17 protein-coding genes are annotated in these 17,709 nt (G+C 49.1%); 2 read left to right on the top strand and 15 right to left on the bottom strand.

Going from position 1 to position 17,709, the window contains the following annotated elements; all coding sequences use genetic code 11:
* Positions 1-14: 14 nt before the first annotated feature.
* From BM056_RS18060 to BM056_RS18035, 6 genes are all read right to left on the bottom strand, one after another.
* On the bottom strand, positions 15-1,451 hold the full coding sequence (locus tag BM056_RS18060) for an APC family permease (protein ID WP_238456536.1): 1,437 nt from the start codon (positions 1,449-1,451) through the stop codon (positions 15-17).
* Between the two features lie 727 nt (positions 1,452-2,178).
* Positions 2,179-2,502, bottom strand: a complete 324-nt coding sequence (locus BM056_RS18055) for a DUF4387 domain-containing protein (RefSeq protein ID WP_092473037.1) — start codon at positions 2,500-2,502, stop codon at positions 2,179-2,181.
* A 13-nt stretch (positions 2,503-2,515) separates the two neighbouring features.
* Positions 2,516-3,907: an acyclic terpene utilization AtuA family protein gene (locus BM056_RS18050; RefSeq protein WP_238456535.1), complete on the bottom strand. Its 1,392-nt coding sequence runs from the start codon at positions 3,905-3,907 to the stop codon at positions 2,516-2,518.
* A gap of 74 nt (positions 3,908-3,981) precedes the next feature.
* Positions 3,982-4,245 carry a hypothetical protein gene (locus BM056_RS18045; protein ID WP_092473033.1) on the bottom strand — a complete coding sequence of 88 codons (264 nt, stop codon included), beginning with the start codon at positions 4,243-4,245 and terminating at the stop codon, positions 3,982-3,984.
* 25 nt (positions 4,246-4,270) lie between these two features.
* Positions 4,271-5,650 (bottom strand): TRAP transporter large permease subunit, encoded by a 1,380-nt coding sequence (locus tag BM056_RS18040; protein ID WP_207648214.1) that lies wholly within the window; start codon positions 5,648-5,650, stop codon positions 4,271-4,273.
* Between the two features lie 22 nt (positions 5,651-5,672).
* Positions 5,673-6,446 carry a gamma-glutamyl-gamma-aminobutyrate hydrolase family protein gene (locus BM056_RS18035; RefSeq protein WP_131820789.1) on the bottom strand — a complete coding sequence of 258 codons (774 nt, stop codon included), beginning with the start codon at positions 6,444-6,446 and terminating at the stop codon, positions 5,673-5,675.
* Between the two features lie 300 nt (positions 6,447-6,746).
* Between BM056_RS18035 and BM056_RS18030 the strand changes: the two genes are divergently transcribed.
* The gene (locus tag BM056_RS18030; RefSeq protein WP_092473029.1) at positions 6,747-7,511 is read left to right on the top strand and encodes a GntR family transcriptional regulator; all 765 of its coding nucleotides are present in this window, start codon (positions 6,747-6,749) and stop codon (positions 7,509-7,511) included.
* An 86-nt stretch (positions 7,512-7,597) separates the two neighbouring features.
* Here BM056_RS18030 and BM056_RS18025 read toward each other — a convergent pair whose 3' ends face one another.
* The 6 genes from BM056_RS18025 to BM056_RS18000 form a co-directional block, all read right to left on the bottom strand.
* Positions 7,598-8,446, bottom strand: coding sequence for a CoA-transferase subunit beta (locus BM056_RS18025; RefSeq protein WP_092473228.1), 849 nt, complete (start codon positions 8,444-8,446; stop codon positions 7,598-7,600).
* 17 nt (positions 8,447-8,463) lie between these two features.
* Positions 8,464-9,384 (bottom strand): CoA transferase subunit A, encoded by a 921-nt coding sequence (locus BM056_RS18020; RefSeq protein ID WP_092473027.1) that lies wholly within the window; start codon positions 9,382-9,384, stop codon positions 8,464-8,466.
* A gap of 90 nt (positions 9,385-9,474) precedes the next feature.
* Complete coding sequence (locus BM056_RS18015; protein ID WP_092473025.1) at positions 9,475-11,394, bottom strand: TRAP transporter permease; 1,920 nt, start codon at positions 11,392-11,394, stop codon at positions 9,475-9,477.
* Positions 11,391-11,909 carry a DUF1850 domain-containing protein gene (locus BM056_RS18010; protein ID WP_092473023.1) on the bottom strand — a complete coding sequence of 173 codons (519 nt, stop codon included), beginning with the start codon at positions 11,907-11,909 and terminating at the stop codon, positions 11,391-11,393. The genes BM056_RS18015 and BM056_RS18010 overlap by 4 nt, the downstream gene beginning before the upstream one ends.
* Positions 11,910-11,913: 4 nt before the next feature.
* Positions 11,914-12,948, bottom strand: coding sequence for a TAXI family TRAP transporter solute-binding subunit (locus BM056_RS18005; protein WP_092473021.1), 1,035 nt, complete (start codon positions 12,946-12,948; stop codon positions 11,914-11,916).
* A gap of 73 nt (positions 12,949-13,021) precedes the next feature.
* Positions 13,022-13,846: an IclR family transcriptional regulator gene (locus BM056_RS18000; RefSeq protein ID WP_092473019.1), complete on the bottom strand. Its 825-nt coding sequence runs from the start codon at positions 13,844-13,846 to the stop codon at positions 13,022-13,024.
* A 355-nt stretch (positions 13,847-14,201) separates the two neighbouring features.
* Here BM056_RS18000 and BM056_RS17995 point away from each other — a divergent pair, with 355 nt between their 5' ends.
* Positions 14,202-16,328: a sigma 54-interacting transcriptional regulator gene (locus BM056_RS17995; RefSeq protein ID WP_092473017.1), complete on the top strand. Its 2,127-nt coding sequence runs from the start codon at positions 14,202-14,204 to the stop codon at positions 16,326-16,328.
* A gap of 83 nt (positions 16,329-16,411) precedes the next feature.
* Here BM056_RS17995 and BM056_RS17990 read toward each other — a convergent pair whose 3' ends face one another.
* The 3 genes from BM056_RS17990 to BM056_RS17985 all read right to left on the bottom strand — a co-directional run.
* Positions 16,412-16,876, bottom strand: coding sequence for a PIN domain-containing protein (locus BM056_RS17990; RefSeq protein WP_092473015.1), 465 nt, complete (start codon positions 16,874-16,876; stop codon positions 16,412-16,414).
* A 3-nt stretch (positions 16,877-16,879) separates the two neighbouring features.
* The gene (locus BM056_RS26325) at positions 16,880-17,047 is read right to left on the bottom strand and encodes a hypothetical protein (protein ID WP_165613596.1); all 168 of its coding nucleotides are present in this window, start codon (positions 17,045-17,047) and stop codon (positions 16,880-16,882) included.
* A 170-nt stretch (positions 17,048-17,217) separates the two neighbouring features.
* On the bottom strand, positions 17,218-17,709 hold a 492-nt coding region (locus BM056_RS17985; RefSeq protein ID WP_114319300.1), incomplete at its 5' end, for a sodium ion-translocating decarboxylase subunit beta.

The following is a 17,709-nucleotide window of genomic DNA, read 5'->3' as shown; positions in this document are numbered from 1 at the left end:
TAAGCAGGTTATGGTTATCCGGAAATATTTTTATCGTTATTGAGCTTGACAAAAACGTGCTCATGCATCGCTCTGTCGGCCTCATCCTTGCCGTAGGAAGATCTGGCCCAAACAAAGAAGACGATACCGATAACGGACCAGCCGAGGAAAATTAGCCACTCATAAGGCCAAACCAAGGCCGCCGGGCTGCCGGGCAGGTATAGAAGGATAAACAATGCACTTAATATTACAGCCAGATATCCCACCAGATTGCCCGCTTGAACTTTAAAAGGACGTGCCATTTGGGGTTCCTTTTTTCTTAATACCACAAATGATAGCGCAACCATGAAATAGGCCGCCACGATGCCCAATCCGCCGGCGTCCACCAGCCAGACCAGCATTTTTCTACCGAACAGGGGCGCCAGAGTTGATAATACCCCAATTAAAATAATCGCATTATAAGGTGTTTTATACTTTGGATGCAATTTACCTAAAAATGAGGGCAACATTTTGGCCTGGGCCATAGCGTAAATCGCCCGGCTGCCGCCAATGTAAAAACCGTTCCAGCTGGTGAGGATGCCGCAAATCCCGCCGATAATCAGCAGTTTGCCGGCCCAGGCCCCGCCAAACAGCGCTGTCATGGCGTCTGCAGTTACCAGGGAGGCATTGTTCATTTGCTCGGCCGTCAGAGCGCGGGATACGCCGAAAATGACGAGAATATACCATAATGCCGCTAAAAAGACGGAAGCGATCAATATTTTGCCTATCGATTTATAAGGGATATTGATTTCCTCAGCCGCCTGGGGAATTACGTCAAACCCCACAAACATAAACGGGGTCATAATAGCCACGGCAAAGATGCCTTTCATGCCGTTGACAAAAAGCGGCTCCATATGTGCGGTGCTGCCGTTTACCGCTGCCCCGCCGATCAGCACCAAGCCCACCAAGGCTATGGCTATAGTAAATACCAATTGCAAAAATGCTGCCACCTTGATGCCCACATAGTTGATTATAGTAATAAAAATCGAACCCAGAACACCAATCAGCACCCATGAGGCATAGACATCCCATTCTGCAATGGTCCAAAGATATCCGAATTTATAACCGGGAAAGAGGTATTCCGTAACAGTGGGAAGAGCTACTGCCTCGAAGGCAACTACCGATACGTAACCTAATATAATCGCCCAGGTACAAATAAATGAGGCCGTTACGCCAAGGGCGCGGTAACTGTAAACGTGTTCACCGCCGGTCAGCGGCATGGCCGACGCCAGCTCGGAGTAGGTCAAGCCCACCAAAACCACCAGCAGGCCGCCCAACACAAAAGCGAGCATGGCCCCCATTGAACCGGCCGTACTAACCCACGAGCCCGCCATAACCACCCAGCCCCAGCCGATCATGGCGCCAAACGCGAGGGCCAGCACATCCTTGCGGGAAAGGACTCTTACAAAGTTGTCATTATTATTTCCGCTCACACATTAACCTCCTTAAAATTAGATATTTATTAATATTGCAAAAATTAACCAAACCCCCTTTACAAAGAAATTCTTAAAACATGGTGATAACCTTACGCAAATTTCAGGCCAATTGAAGGTTGTACAATTACAAATGTTTTGAAAAATGTATACAAAAAACATGATGCAGAACAGAATCATAACTATAATAATTTTTTAACACGGCTCCTGAGTGCAATGCATTCATCCAATGCAAATAGGAATCAAATAATGCTAGATTGCATCCCATTGCAATAATAATTCGATGTATACGATCAAAATCTTTTAAATTTCGGCATTTAATCAAAAAATTAAACAAAATTCTTTTGGTAAAACAGGAAAGGGGACACACTTCCACTTTTGGGTCGCAGATCAAGGGTCGGAGGTATGTTCTCGATAATGTGGGGAAATTGGAACTAAGGGCAAGAAAGTAATAAATTAGCTATTTAGGGAAAAATGTGGTAAAATAGCGTTTCCCAGGGTGTTTACGGCACCCTGGGAAACCTGTAAAGCCCCGGTTTAGGTGAGGCACTCACGCCGTTCCTCAGTTTTAGTATTCCCAATTAATAAAGATAACTTTAATTAAATAATACTTCCCGACCGGGAAGTTGTCAAGAAGTGGAACCAGGAGGTTTAGCTTGTTAGCATTGTTACTGTTTTTGCCGGTCAACCCTGGCTCCTCCAATAATAGCCTTAACAGCACAAGCTATTAATTCATTGGTATCTCAATATCTAAGAGAGGCGGATATTGCTGACACCCGAAGATGTCCCCTTCACCGGGGCTGCCGCTGGGCCGGTCGCGGTAAATGGTAAATTTGATCGCATATGCCGGGTCAAATTCAACGAAATCAGTAATTCTGTTTTCACTGATACCGTAAATTCGGCAGATCGTTTCTTTGGTTAATGCCCCGCTTTTTTTGACCAGTTCGTAATTTTCCTTTTCCCGAAAGATAATATCGAAGGTAATCTTATCTGTTCCTGCGTTTTTGCTTCTTATGGTTTTAGCCAGTTCGGCCAGCTTTTTGGTTTTCATTTCCGTCCCCCCACTACTTGACTTCAATTAAATTGGTTTTAAACAGTTCCATGGGATCAGCCACGGGCACGGTGTGGTTCATGGTCCAGGCGCAGGCCGGACTGGCCGGCAGCACTTCATCCAGGACAAAAGCCACCCCGCCGGCGGTTCCCTTCACCTCGGGCAACCTGGCATAAAACATTTGCCTGGTGCCGGTCATGCACACTTCGTGGGCCATTTCCCCGGTCGGAGCAATGCCTTCCACAACCACGCACAGCTCATGGGACCGGATTTCTTTGACCGGCTCCAGATCGCCCATAACGCCGTTTTTGCCAAACACCCGGTAGTGCAGCTCATAACCGGTATCACCGAACCTTTCCACCGCTTGCTGCCGGGCCCACTCGATGACCTTGTCGATGTGCTGAATGGTATAGGGGTCGCGGATACCGGCAATGCCGACGTATCTTTCACCCACCTTGCCGGCCCCCTCGATCTTAACCCTTAATTCATCCGCCGGGACGAATTTCGGGCCGGTAATCCGGCAGGTTTTTTCATCATGCTGCTCATACTTGCAATTGCTCATGTCCAGCATGCCGCCGGCTACATACTCATAATAAGGATTTGATCTTTCATACATGGCGTGCCCGGCCACGGAGGCCACGGTGCAGCGCTGTTCGGGATGCATGGCTGTTACCTTGACGTCTTCTCCGGTAATGGTGCCAATGATAGTTTCTTTGCCGCCGTAAGGTTCGCAGCAGAAAGAGGCGCATTCCATTACTTTACCGAGATAGTAGCAAAGTTCTTCGGGAAAACCGGTCCGTAGCGCGGGTGCGGCAAATATCGCGCAATCGCTGGAGCGCCCGCCGATAATTACATCGGCGCCCATCTCCAACAGTTTGATATAAGGATGAACGCCGGCCACGGCCACCACCCGGTCGGTTTTTTCAATATCCTCCACAGTCAGGTCCGGTCGCCCGTCCAGCCCTTTAAGCACCTGGCCGTTTTGTATTTTTCGCACCAGGTAATCCCGGCCCAATTCCGAGTAAAAGTAACCCAATTTAAATGGGGGGATTTTGTGCTTGCGGGCCAATTCTTTGATAATTTCCACGTACATATCCACCCGGCTGTTGGTTCCCGTATCTCCGGCGGAACCGATAATCATTGGCACCCCAAGTTTACGGGCCTCGACCAGCATTACCTCCAGGTCGTGCTTTTGCCACTGCAGCGGACTGGCGCAGATATCCACACCCAGGGGAACCGGGCCGATATCATCACTGCCCGAGTCCGCCAGGATAAAATCAGGTTTTTGGCTGATACCGCGGTAGAAACTGCCGGTTTTGATCGGCGCAAAGCCCAGGTGCCCGTTAGGACACAAAAATGATAGTGATTTGGCGCTCATAATTGTCCCTTCCTCCATAGTATTCATAGTATAGTATTTATAACATGTTATAACCTCTTTATTTATGCTTCGGCATTGATTTACCTATTCCTGCTTGTTATTTATTCTTGGTCGGTATTTTTTAAAGTAAGTTCATGCTCTCCGCAGGTGTAAAAATTAATCAACCCACAGAGCACACCCACGGCGGCGATTTTGATCCCATAATCCAGGATCTTTTTCCCCAGCAGGGCCATATTTGCCCCCGCCGGTTCACCGGCAATAAATCCAACGGCAAACATAAGTGCAGCCACCGCGCCAATACAGATTGCCACAATTATGAAAATACCGAACAGGTTGCTTAACAGGTTTTCTAATTGCTTTTTCACATTTAACACCTCACCCGCAACAAATTTATCTTAAGACCGGCAGAATCCCCAGCAATAACAGCAAAGTCACAATGAAGTGGCCAAATATCCACAGATAGGCCAGTTTGGCGGTCTCCCAAAATTTCGACTTGGCAATACCCATCGCAGTGTACATAGCCAGGGCCAGGGGTGGTGTCATGCCTTCCATTACACCGGTAAGCGCCGGGAGCACCACCGCTACCAAAAAGGGATTAATGCCGACTGCCGCACCGGTGGAGATAATAGCGCCGCCAAGAATGGCCACCTGGGAGGAACCGGGCAAAATCATCCCCAGGAAGGCGGTAAATACCACCACCATTATTGCCCATCCAAGTTTGCCCAGACCAAAGGTAAGAAACCAGCTCTGGATGACTTCATCCATTTTTATTTCCTGGAAGATAAGGGCGATGGCATAGGCCAGGTATATGGTGGCGGACACCGGGACCACACTTTTCAGACTATCCCGGAACATAGTATAAATGCCGGAGACATTAAACCCGCCGGGGATTAAATTCCTGCCGATAATAAGGACATATACGGTGCACAGGCCCACGGTAAAGAGCAGCACCGAACCGGAAAACGCTTTGGCCCCTGCTTCTCCGAAGCGGCTAATTAACGTATTTTTCAACAGTGAATCAATCATAATCGGACCAAGGATAAGAACCGGAATCAGCAGCGCTTTCCAACCTTCCCTTAAGGAATCCAACAATTTGGGGCGTTCTTCTTTGGGAATGGGTTTAACCTTATAGTATTTGCAAAAGCCAATCAAGGTCAGCCAGCGATGAATAATGAGCCAGCCGAATACTCCGTAAAGTCCGAGCCAAAAAGTGGACAGTGAGTATTGGTCGGGGTACAGGGCGCTTAATATGGCGAAACAAACCAGGTTCAAGCCGGGCCCCACCTGGTTGCCCATCATACTGGACGACATCTCTACCGTTGCCGCCAGGGGACGGGGAAAACCGCTTTTAATCATCGCCGGAATGGTAAATACACCCGTGGCGGCCACATTTCCCGGACCAGTTCCGGTCATGGTGGCCATAGCGGAGCTGCCCAACAGGGAAACATATCCGGCCCCGCCGGGCAGACCGCCCACGGCGGCCAGGATTACATTAATCAATTTATCAACTACCCTGGTTTGCCCTAAAATATAAGCAAAAACCAGAAAACCCACAATGATGTAAAACAGTCCGCTTGTTGTCGGGGCCAAAAGTTTAATCCAAAAGAGGTCATAGCGACCGGTCATCACAATGGTAAAAGCAAAGGCAATGGCCATGGCCTCGTAAATGGGCCGCTTAAATGCTATAAAAACTACCGCAATTACTATCAGCAATTCAAGCAACCAGAAAACTTCAAGCGGAACCGGCCCGATCATCTGTGCTGATCCCATATGTATCCCTCCTAATCAAAGTTTATTTGTTCACTTTCTGATAGCTTTTACCGGCTTCAATCAAACCATTGAATAATTTGCCCCAGACCGGATCAGGCAGCACTTCCGGATGAAATTGAACACCAACCACGAAATCGCGCCGGGTGCCGGCGATGCCCTCAATTATACCGTCATCGGCGCGGGCTATCACCCGGAAGTCTGACGGAGGTTCTTTTACCGCCTGACGGTGGAAACTGTTAACCCTGGCCTTATTGATACCCGTAAGTTCGGTCAGCACAGTGTCGGGCGTAAACACCACCTCGTGTACGGTTTCCGATGGCGGTTTGTCTCCCTGGTGGTGTTGAACATTGCTCCTGCCCGGTAGGTGGTGGATATCATCCAAAAACATGGAACCGCCACATACAATGTTCAAAACCTGCAAACCGCGGCAGATTCCCAAAATAGGCATATTCCGTTCCAGCGCGCCAAGAATGTAGGCACTTTCATTGGCAAACCGGAGCGGGTTTTGGGCCGACAAATCTTTCGGGTTACCACCTTTTAATACATTACGCTTAACACTGAGCACTTCTCCGCTGACGATCAGCGCGTCAATACTTGTCAGAACCTCTTGCCGGGTGGATTGATTGTTCGCCACTGGCAGCAGCAAAGGCACTCCCCCGGCTTTTTCCACCGCTTCCAGGCACCCTCTGACGGTATAAATCAGAGACCACCCGGGTACAAGCATATTTTTCTCCCAACCAGTTGTTATACCAACCTTAACAAGCTTAACGCCGATTTTTAACACCTCCTTTCTCAAATAGCGCTTGTTGTCAGGCCCAATTTAATAACATCGTCCAACGTTTCCTTTAAATACCACACTTTAGATGCCGCCACCAAGATGGCAATATTGGTTATAACATGTTATAATTATGTTCAATTCGATATAAATTTTTATTTCCCTTCCCTTTTTCAAAAAATTTTTTATAAAGAAACTTTTTTTAATTGATCTCCCGGACGGGATGCAAATCCACATATTGTTGAAGAACAACCAACATGTTATATTCTTGATATAAGCACTATTTATCGATTATAATTACCGCGGCAAAGGAGATTAAAAATGCTTGTACACGATAAATCCGTGCCCCTTTACCTACAGCTCAAAGAACTGATCAAGCAAGAGATCAAGAAAGGAAATTTAAAGCCAACTGACCGGCTGCCTTCGGAAAAAGAGTTATGCAACATTTATAAAGTCAGTCGCATCACCGTAAGACAGGCACTGGCGGCACTGGATAATGAAGGACTTATTTACAGGAGCCATGGCAAAGGCACCTTTGTGGCCACCCCCGGGGTGGATCAGGAACTAATTACGGTCACCCCTTTCGAAGAAACCCTGCACCGGAAAGGAATCAAACCTTCAACCAAGTGCCTGTCATGCCATATTATTTCCGCGGATTTCAATCTTGCTACAATTTTGGCCATTCCCCTGCAATCCAATATCGCCCATGTTTGCCTGTTGGGTCTTGGCGATGACGAACCGCTGGTCATTTATAATTCCTACTTCCCCCAAGCAATTGGCCAAGAAATGATGGCTCTGGTTCAGGAAAAGATTCAAAAAGGACATTCATTCTCAACCTACGATTTATACAAGAATATCTCGACCGTGACTCCTGCCATGCTGACCCAGTCCTTTGAATCAATTGTGGCGGATAAGAGCACAGCTAAAATATTAAACATTAAACCAGGCCATCCTTTACTCCAGGTAACCACTATTGTATATACCGCCGACGGGCGTCCAACCGAATATAGAATTGCCGCGTATCGGGGTGAGAAATACCGCTTTCACATTACCCGCCCGGCCGGCAGCCATTTTAGCAACAACTAGCCGCGTACAACCGGACAAATAACAATCAGCCAGGGGCCTAGCTCCTGGCTGATTGTATGGAAAGCTATATAATATTCACTTCTTTATTATTTTCCTGAATTTTTAACGGTAATTTCAATATATTCATCCAGTCCGGATAAACCTTTCCTGGCCGCGGCCCCACCCATGATCAGGTTGGCCGGATCAGCCGCCCGGACGGCCGCCAGTTCCTCCTCCGTCGGCTCGGAAGCGGTTTTTAATTGCGGAGCAATTTTTAAATCCCAGCCCACCAGCGCTTTAATTTCCCCAACGTCTACACCGGGGTAGACGGTATCCAGGTACATTTCATGGGTTTGCGGGTCAAATCTAAATAACGCCTTGTCAGTGACTACAGCGACAGGACCGCTACCCAACAAGCCGGCTTTTTTCCTGGCATCCGGGCTGCCGTCCAGAAAGCCGGGCGTGGTAAGGTAATCCACCTTTTCCGCGAACCTCAGCGGCTCCAGTCTGAGCATCACCACGACCCGTCCGATATTTGAGCCGATGTCGTTGCCGCCACCGCTGCCCGGCAGGCGTACTTTGGGGGATTGGTAGTCTTGCTCGCCCAAAATGGCGGTAGTGTTAAGGTTGCCGTATTTATCCACCTGAGCCGCGCCAAGTACCCCCACATCGTAGTACCCGCACTGCATGTCGCTGAATACGCGCCACTCCGAGGTGAGACACAGTGCGCCATCCGCCGCCGAAGAATCCCCGACGTTAAAATCCACCCGGTATTTTTGCGGCCCGATGCAGCCGGATTCATACACAATATTCAGGTTGGGAGCATGAAACCGCTTGGCGGTGATCCCGGCCACCAGGGGGATGCCGATGCCTACAAAGGCGACTTCCCAGTCTTTAAATTCCTTGGCGGTGGTTATAGCCATTAATTCCGATGCGCTGTATCGTTTATCGCCCATGATCAATTATATCCTCCTTAGCCCGGAATGCGATTGAAGCGGCGCTCCAATCCCTTCAGTTTTTGCAGTCTGTCCCAGCCCACCATTTCACAGTAAGCAAGATGGTCCGCCGTGCCCAGCACATAGCGGTCCAACCACCGCAAAAAGCTATCCCTGTCTTTGGCCGACTCGTGATACTCACCGCAAAACAATACATCGTAGGCATAGTAGCCATAACAGGACTGTGGGTGGCACCCGTACGGCACCTGCACCACAGCATCAACACAGTAAAACGGGATCAGGGTCAGATTGCCCTGGCGCCGGATTTCCTCAGTGGATACAATTTCCTCACAAGTGATTATAGTATGCCTGGCGGCACGGGCCTTATTTTCGTCATTACCGGTGAAACCCCATACCTGGGCATTGCCCATGACATCGGCCCGCTGCACGTGAATGATAGCCACATCCGGGTGGGCCGCCGGAACAAGGGCCACCGGGGTGCCCTCATAGGGTTCTTCGATCACTTTAATCCGCTGGTTGTACTTGACGATGTCCGTCCCCAGCATCGACCTGGTGGGCATAAAGGGAACGTTTAAGCTGCCGGCCAGAAAGCGCATGCTGATGCCGGCGTTGGACCAGTCCTCCAACTCTATTTTCAGCGGTACGCCTTTCTCCACGGACCGTCTGATATTTGGAGCCAATCCGATGGCGCCATAACCAAGGTAAGCGCCTTCCCACCTTTTAACGGCACCGGCACCTACCAGCAAATCCATAACGTCGGTTTTGCTGTCGTCAATTACCGTCAGGTTCTTGATATCCTGCCTGATGATTTCATGTGCCGCAGCCACACCATCCCGGCCAATGAAGCCGCCGAAAGTGATACTGCACCCATCTGTTACGTATTTTTTTACCTCATCTTTAAGTGACATCTGCTTGTTTGCATTGTTGCTGTCCGTCAAGGTCCACTCCCTCCAAGTTGTGAGTTTGCGCCGGCTGTTACATAAGCCAAACGGATACCCGGTATCGCCGGCCATTATCCCCGGCAAACGCTAGCGGGTTAAATTACCGGACGCGGCAGTGACGCCGGTTTTTTTTCCCCGGAGAATATTGGCAGCCAGCGCCAGGGCAATCATCCCCAACCCGATAAAATCAGTATAGAACCCCGGGTGCAGGGATAACAGTGCGCCGCCGATCAGCAAAGCCCTTTCCCATAATGTGGCATTGCAAACCACAAAACCAATGTTTCCGCCTGCCAGGGCAACAACACCGATTAGCGCCGTAAAACTAGACCATGCAATATGTATGCCATCTCCCACACCGATCAGGGCCGGTTGCACGGCAAACAAAAACGGCACGATAAACGCTGCAAAACCCAGCCGGCAAGCGGTAACGCCAATTTTCATGGGATTGTCCCTGGCAATGCCGGCAGCGGCGTAGGCAGCCAGGGCCACCGGCGGCGTAATGGCGGAAATAATGGCAAAATAAAACACAAACAAATGAGCGCCCAGAGGCACTACGCCCAAATTGATCAGCGCCGGCGCAGCCATGGTGCCGGTTACGATGTATGCAGCCGTAGTCGGCAGCCCCATGCCCATAATCAGCGCCACCACGGCAGTTAGCAGAAGAGCCAGCCATAGCGTCCCCCCGGAGGCCGCCACAATAGCGGAAGAGATTTTAAGGCCCGCCCCGGTTAAATTAATGCTGCCGATAACCAACCCTGCGGCGGCACAAGCCAGAGCCACAGTGATGGTGTTGCGTGACGCGGCAATAGCACCTTCTCTAAAACGATCCCAGTTGATCCGGCTGTCCTTGCTAACCAGGGAGACCAGAAACATGGCGATGATGGAATAAAAACCCGACCGGACAGGCGTATATTGCAGCACGGCCAGGAAAAATACCAGGACACCCAGCGGGATTAAAAAGAACCAGCCCTCTTTTAAAACAGCTCTGGCCGAAGGAAGTTCGGCCTTCGGCAGACCGGTAAGGCCCAAACGGCAGGCTTCAAAGTGCACACCCAAAAGGACGCACATGTAATAAAGAAATGCCGGAATAATAGCGGCCACAACTACATTGATATAAGGAATGCCCAAAAATTCGGCAATGATAAAAGCCGCAGCGCCCATGATCGGCGGCATCAGCTGGCCGCCGGAGGAAGCGCAGGACTCTACAGCTCCGGCAAAGTGCGGTTTATACCCGTTTTGTTTCATTAACGGTATGGTAAAGGTACCGGTTCCAACCACATTGGCCACGGCACTGCCGTTGATCGATCCCATAAAGCCACTGGCCAGCACCGCGACTTTGGCGGGGCCACCGGCAAATCTGCCCATAACCGCCATGGCCAGACGCAGCAGGAAGTCGCCCATACCCAACTTTTCCAGCATGGAGGTGAGAAATACGAACAAAAAGATATAACTGGCGGAAACCCCCAGAGCCGTACCAAAAATACCTTCCGTGGTCAAATACATTTGCGAAACGACCCGGCCCAGGGAGCAACCTTTATGCCCCAGCATCCCGGGAATATAAGGCCCGGCAAAATTATAAATTAAAAAAACTCCGGCGATTATTACCAGCACCCACCCCGTTGCCCGGCGGGCAGCCTCCAGAATCAGCAGGATCATAATCCCGCCAAAAATCAAGTCCGGTGTATTGGGCGCGCCGGCTCTCATAACAATGTCCTGATTGTACAATAGGATATAGGCTCCTGACGCCAGAGCCAGGGCAATTAAACAATAATCCAACACCGATGCCTCATCCTGTTGACCCTTGCGGGCAAAAGGAAAGATTAAAAAAACAATAACCAGTATAAAAGTCAAATGGATATCACGCTGCATCCAGGCGCCAAACATGGATATCCCGGAGGTGTATAAGTGAAAAAAAGTTAAGGCAAGGGCCACAATTAAAATTAAACCGGGGGTAAGCCGCCCCTTTTGCAGTCCTTTATTATTTTTGCCAGTGACGTCACTGCTCATTTACCATTCCCCCATAAAAAATTCCTCTTACGTTCGACTCCGACTTTAACCAGTGATTTGGGCGTAAAGTAGTCGGACAGGCGGTACTTCCTTCCTTTATAAACAATTGTGTGATCAGCAATGGTTCCGACTCTTAGCGGTAAAGCACCAACTCGCCGGTTCATGTTGTCAATCTCACTCCACTTTCCCTTTTCCTGCAAAGTCCCCTGCCCCATATATCCGAGGCCGGCACCGAAAGAAAGACACTTTGTCTGCATCAAGTATAATTCTTTATTTTTATAAACAAAATGATCCTGCACCGGCAAGATATCCACCGAATGGATAAAATCAAGATCAAAGGCGTCGCCTTCTGAGATAGATCCCAGCACCAGCTCTTTTCCGGATTCAGCATCCCGCACCACCAGGGTGGGGCGATAGGCCGCCGTCCCAATCAGGATGGCGGCGGCTATCACCAACAGTGTTAATATACAAATAAGCGGCAAACCAGGCCGGGCCTTCACAGCTCCCGGTTTCACAGCCCTACTTCATTTCCGGCGGGATCAGATTATCCGGCACATCAAGCCCTTTTTCCTGGAGGTACTTGATTACGCCGGGGTGCAGCGGGATAACGGCGCTGGCTCTGGTATTTTCGGGCGTGCTTTCCTTGGCGCCCGCATATACAGCCACCAGGTCGGCGTTGCTCTCAAATATAGTCTTGGCCAGGTTATAAACCAATTCTTCAGACATATCCTTGCTCACCACCACACTGTTCCAAACAGCCGGAGTTTTAACATCAACATCATACCCGCTGTAAGTGCCGGCAGGCAGAGTAACGGCATTATAGTATGGATATTTTTGGGTGATTTTGTTCATATCCTCATCAGTAAATGGTATAATGTTGATTTTGTGGGTTGTCACCAGGTCCATAATGGAGGAAGTGGGTGCGCCCACGGACCAGATGCCCACATCGATAACGTGGTCGCGCAAACCTTCGGTATTTTCGGCAAAGGAGAGGCGGAATACCTGGAAGGCGTCATAGCCGATACCAAGGGCATCAAGCACCTGGTTGCTCATATTCTCGGTACCGCTACCCGGCGCCCCTACCGATACCTTGAGTCCTTTTAGATCCGATATGCTTTTGGCACTGGAATCAGCCAGCGCAACTACGTGCATTACATTAGCGTACATGCCCATAAACGTACGCAGTTCGATGGGCTTATCAAACTGGTTTTCACCTTTATAAGCTTGATATACCACATCGTTCATCAACAGCCCCATTTGGGCCTCCCCGCTGCCGATAAGTCTGGCGTTTTCCACCGATGCCCCGGTTACTTCAGCTGTGGCTTCAACGTTTTCCACTTTATTGTTGATGATACCGGCCAACGCGCCCCCATACGGGTAGTATGTACCGCCGGTTCCTCCGGTGGCAATTGATATCCTTTCAAGCTTGGCAGATTCGCCGCCGCCTTGCTCTTCTCCGCCGCTGCCGCCGCAGCCCGACACAACCAGGGCCACTGTGAGCAATGTGGCAACAACTAAAAGCAGTAAAATGTTGGCACGTTTCACGTTAAACATTTTTCCAACCTCCCAATTTTTCAGATTTGTTTCGCTAGATGAAATTTTTCGAATTTTCTACCCCCATTTTTTCTCAATCCGGATTCACCTCCCAGAACTTGGCCGGGGATCCGCCAAGGCGAATAGAAGCAGCTTCCGCGCACTCTTTAAGCAGGTCCAAATACCCCAACAAAACTTCTTCATTGAGTCTGACATAAGGACCCAGAAGGTTAAGAGACGCCACCACATCTCCGGACCTGTCCCAGACGGGAACTGAAAGACTGGACCCGCCTTTGATCCGCTCCCCGTAGCTGACAGCCCACCCCCTTTTTCTGATTTCCTCCAGTTCTTTTAACAACAGCCCCTGGCCGGTGGGTTTAAACCCCTGGCTGGCGTGCTCATGATTAAGAAATTCATCGACTTCATGACGGTTCATGTAAGCAAGAAATACCTTGCCCGGAGAGCCGGTATTGGCGTTAATCGGCACTACAGTACCCACGCCTACGGCAAATTTCAACGGTTGCTGGCTGACAATTTCAGCCACACAAATCCTGTTGTAGCCTTTTTTAATGTACAAAGTCACGGTTTCGCCCGTCAGCCGCCATAATTTTTCCATTAAAGGATATACGCTCTGCACCACCCCCTGCTCCAAGCCGGCATTTAACAGGCCTGTCAGCCCCCAGTGCAGGTAATATTTTCCGCTGTCGGCGTCCCTGGAAACAAAGTTTTTATTACGCAGCGCGCCTAAAATTCTGTATACCGTGGCCTTACTGAGACCAAGCTCAACACTGATTTCCGTTAAAGTTTTTTCTCCGCTTCCCATACAGGTAAGGATATCGGCGGCCCGTTCAACCGAACGAACGCTTCCGGCGGATTTTTCCTGCGATTTGCCTTCCGTTGAAAAAATGCCCTCATTCAACGGATCAACACCTCCATATTTCGCCTAGTGGAACATCTATTTCACAAATTGTTTTATTTATCTTTATACACATAATCATAAAATCCTTCTATATTTTTAAAAATTATTTAATATTTTCACAATTGGCAATAAGGAAGACTTGGTTCAGGTGGGGTTTTGACCCCACCTGAACCTTAGTCGCACTTATTTCGAGTTTATCGCCGCTAAGACTCCCGCCTTTAGAGGCGGGAGTCTTAGCGGCGGTTAACGAGATTAGCAGATCTAGTTAATTGATTTACTATTGAAAAGAAGATAAAGTAATGATAGTGGGAAGCCAAAACAAGGTTTCATCTAATGAAAAGGCTGGTGCGTTTCTATGCGAGTTCGAGAAGTAATGACCAAATGCGATATAATTATACGGCCTTTAGCATCAGCACTGGAGGCTTGGAGAATTCTCAGCAGCACAGGGCTGCCCGGGGTTCCGGTTGTCAACGATCAGGGAAAAGTGGTGGGCATTGTAACAGGGGAGGAAATAGTAAATGCAGGGCCGGAAATGCTCTCCGAAGGCACGCAGGTACAGGCCATTATGCAGGAAGATATTTATGTCTTAAGGGAAGATTCACCCGTTACAGATTCCTGGACCATGCCCGCCAATGTTTTCCCTGTGATTAACAGCCGGGGCCGGACAACTGGAATAATGGGCAGGACGGAAGCGGCGCAGGCTCTTTTTAAAATGGCCAGCAGCATGTTCCAGCAAATTGAAACCATTATGGACTCGGCTCATAATGGCATAATCGCTATCAACGAAGATGGCGTTGTTACCATGTTCAACCAGGCTGCGGAGAAAATCACCCGCAGAGATAAAAGCGAGGCCCTGGGGCGCCACCTCTCCGAAGTCATTATTCCCCAGGGTTTGCTGGACATTTTAAAGGACGGGCAGTACCAGTCCCACTATAAATTTTCAGTGGAGTATTCCTCGGGAACTCATACTTACCTGACCAACCGCAGCCCGATAATTGAAATGGGCAAAGTTGTGGGAGCTATTGGTGTTTTCCAGGACATTTCGGAGATTGAGTTTATCTCTGAAGAGCTCAGTTCTGTAAAACAGTTGAATAAAGAACTTGAGACCATTATTGAATCTTCTTATGACGGCATTTTAATTACTGACCGTGACGGAAAGATCATCAGGGCCAACCGGGCCAATGAAAGAATTACAGGTATTTCTCCGTCCGCCCTGCAGGAAATGAACACCCAGGACCTGGTAAACAGCGGCATTTACACCAAGTCCATTACCAAAGCCATTGTCGAGAAAAATGAAGCCGTCACTGTTTCTGAGCAGAATACGGCCCATAATTTATTAATAACCGGAAACCCGGTGCATAACCAGCAGGGCGAAATAGTCAGGGTGGTAATTAATATCAGAGACATGACCGATCTTAATCAGCTTAAAAACCAGCTGGAGCAAAGCATGGCCCTTAGTAAGCGCTACCACGACGAACTGGCCCAATTACGCAGAAAGTTTATCGAACAGGAAAATGTGGTGATTAAATCCACCAGCATGAAGGAAGTCATGGAAATATCTTTGCGCCTGGCCCAGGTTGATTCCACGGTGCTGCTGCTGGGCGAGTCGGGTGTAGGCAAAGAAGTGGTGGCCAAAACTATTCATAAGCACAGTAAGCGCAGCAGCGGACCTTTTATCACCGTTAATTGCGGCGCCATTCCCGAAAACCTGCTGGAGTCCGAGCTTTTCGGTTATAATAAGGGCGCGTTTACCGGCGCCAACAGGGAAGGCAAGCCGGGCATGTTCGAACTGGCCGACAACGGAACGCTTTTTCTGGACGAAGTGGGCGACCTGCCACTGCCGTTTCAGGTTAAATTGCTGCGCGTCATCCAGGAAAAAGAGATTACCAGGGTGGGCGGGGTCAGACCACGCTCAGTGAACGTGCGCATTATCACCGCCACCAACAAGCAGCTGGAGGAATTGATGCAGCAGGGGAAATTCCGCGAGGACTTGTATTTCAGGCTGAACGTGGTGCCCATTAAAATTCCGCCCCTGCGGGAAAGAAAAGATGATATTATCCCGCTGGTTTATTATTTTAAAAAGCATTTTGAAAAGGCTTACGGCATCAGCAAGGAATTCTCCCCCGGCGTATATAAGGATTTACTGAATCATTCCTGGCCGGGCAATGTGCGGGAGGTCAAAAACGTGGTAGAGCGGCTGCTGGTGACTTCACCCGGGGAAATTGTGCAGTCGGTGGAAATCCCCTTTGATTTCACCCCGCAATCTCAGGTCAAACCAACTGAAGCTGCCGACGACACCAGGGAAATTACGGTCAACGGGATTATGCCCCTAAAGAAGGCGCAGCTGGAGCTGGAGCGGCAGTTGATCGGGACGGCACTAAAAGAACTCGGCAGCACCCACAAAGCAGCCAAGGCACTGGGGGTGGACCAGTCCACCATCGTCCGCAAAATGAACCGAATCAGGGGGGCAGGCTTAAACTAACTATAATAACTGCATGATTACGATATAATAATAAAAATGGATACCAACTAAAAAACAGCCTGAAGGCTGGTTGGTTTTTTTCACTATGATGTTACACCGAACCGATATTGATATGGGACCACTATTTCCAGATCCCGGTGCGGAACATATTTAAAATCACCCGGGTTTCGGGTATATAGCGGCAACTTGTAGGCTATGGCCGTGGCTGCTATATAGCAGTCCTCTACATGGTGGTCGCGGTATTCTGAGGACTGGCGTGAAAATAAACCAGCAATATGAGCAACGTCCTTATTGGTCTCAAGAATATCACACATTAAAGGGAGATTTTCCAATATCCGGCTTTCTTCTTGTGTCGAAATATTCTTATATTGAAGCAATTCCTTAAAGGTGTGACACGATATTAACAATTCCACATCCTGTTCAATCGACTGGTCAATGAATTGAACCGCTTGTTGACAGCAATATGCTTGCCGCGGATTTTTAGGGCGGGAACCTCTTTGTGAACGAAAATAGTCAACTAGAATATTGGTATCTATCAAGATTCGCATGAGCTACCGCTCCGTGAAAAAGGAATCATCCTTATCTGCCCAAATGCCCTTCAATGCTTCGGCAGCCGCTTTCCTTCGGGCAATTTGCCTTCGTTTCAAAGGATTTACAATGATACCCACCGATTTTTTATAGACGGTTTGGGATTGTTTTTGATTTTTTTTCGTAAGCATAACGAACACCTCTGAAAAAATCATCTTTGCTTAAATTATAACCTATCCTCATTTGTATTACCATAATCTTTCTTCTGCTATCACCAGCATACTATTCAAAATAAATACCCGGACAAAACCTGTAGGGGACTCAAATTAAGTCCCCTACAGGTTTTGGATAACAGCTATTTTTACATTATCGCGGCGATGAAGGCACCTGCGGCCACCGCGGTGCCGATAACGCCGGCTACGTTGGGACCCATTGCGTGCATCAGCAGGTAATTCTGGGGGTTGGCCTCAGTACCCATGCTATGCACAACCCTGGCCGCCATAGGCACTGCCGAAACGCCGGCCGCCCCGATCAACGGGTTGACTTTGTTCTTGGTAAATAAATTCATAAATTTGGCGATCAACACACCGCCTGCCGTAGCAAAGGCAAAGGCCACGACGCCCATAATGAACACGCCGATGGTTTTCCAGGTTAAAAACACCTCCGCTGTCATGGTGGAACCAACAGCCACGCCCAGCAGGATGGTAACAATATTCATTAACTCGTTGCGGCTGACGTTGGTCAGCCTTTCCACCACGCCGCTCTCCATAAACAAATTGCCCAGCATGAACATGGCAATCAAGGGAGCCGACTTGGGAACCAGCAGCATGACAACAATTGAGGCAAGCAGCGG

It is taken from the genome of Desulfotruncus arcticus DSM 17038 (assembly GCF_900113335.1).
GTDB classification, from domain to species: domain Bacteria; phylum Bacillota; class Desulfotomaculia; order Desulfotomaculales; family Desulfallaceae; genus Desulfotruncus; species Desulfotruncus arcticus.
The sequence above is the reverse complement of the archived record's forward strand: the minus strand, read 5'-3'. Positions and strand labels throughout refer to the sequence as shown.

What these genes read in the sequence shown, in the direction of transcription:
- BM056_RS18015 (WP_092473025.1), bottom strand. Translation starts at nt 11,394, where the DNA reads ATGAGCAGTGACGTCACTGGCAAAAATAATAAAGGACTGCAAAAGGGG.
- BM056_RS18055 (WP_092473037.1), bottom strand. Translation starts at nt 2,502, where the DNA reads ATGAAAACCAAAAAGCTGGCCGAACTGGCTAAAACCATAAGAAGCAAA.
- BM056_RS17995 (WP_092473017.1), top strand. Translation starts at nt 14,202, where the DNA reads ATGCGAGTTCGAGAAGTAATGACCAAATGCGATATAATTATACGGCCT.
- BM056_RS18030 (WP_092473029.1), top strand. Translation starts at nt 6,747, where the DNA reads ATGCTTGTACACGATAAATCCGTGCCCCTTTACCTACAGCTCAAAGAA.
- BM056_RS18025 (WP_092473228.1), bottom strand. Translation starts at nt 8,446, where the DNA reads ATGGGCGATAAACGATACAGCGCATCGGAATTAATGGCTATAACCACC.
- BM056_RS26325 (WP_165613596.1), bottom strand. Translation starts at nt 17,047, where the DNA reads ATGCTTACGAAAAAAAATCAAAAACAATCCCAAACCGTCTATAAAAAA.
- BM056_RS18005 (WP_092473021.1), bottom strand. Translation starts at nt 12,948, where the DNA reads ATGTTTAACGTGAAACGTGCCAACATTTTACTGCTTTTAGTTGTTGCC.
- BM056_RS18050 (WP_238456535.1), bottom strand. Translation starts at nt 3,907, where the DNA reads ATGAATACTATGGAGGAAGGGACAATTATGAGCGCCAAATCACTATCA.
- BM056_RS18040 (WP_207648214.1), bottom strand. Translation starts at nt 5,650, where the DNA reads ATGGGATCAGCACAGATGATCGGGCCGGTTCCGCTTGAAGTTTTCTGG.
- BM056_RS17990 (WP_092473015.1), bottom strand. Translation starts at nt 16,876, where the DNA reads ATGCGAATCTTGATAGATACCAATATTCTAGTTGACTATTTTCGTTCA.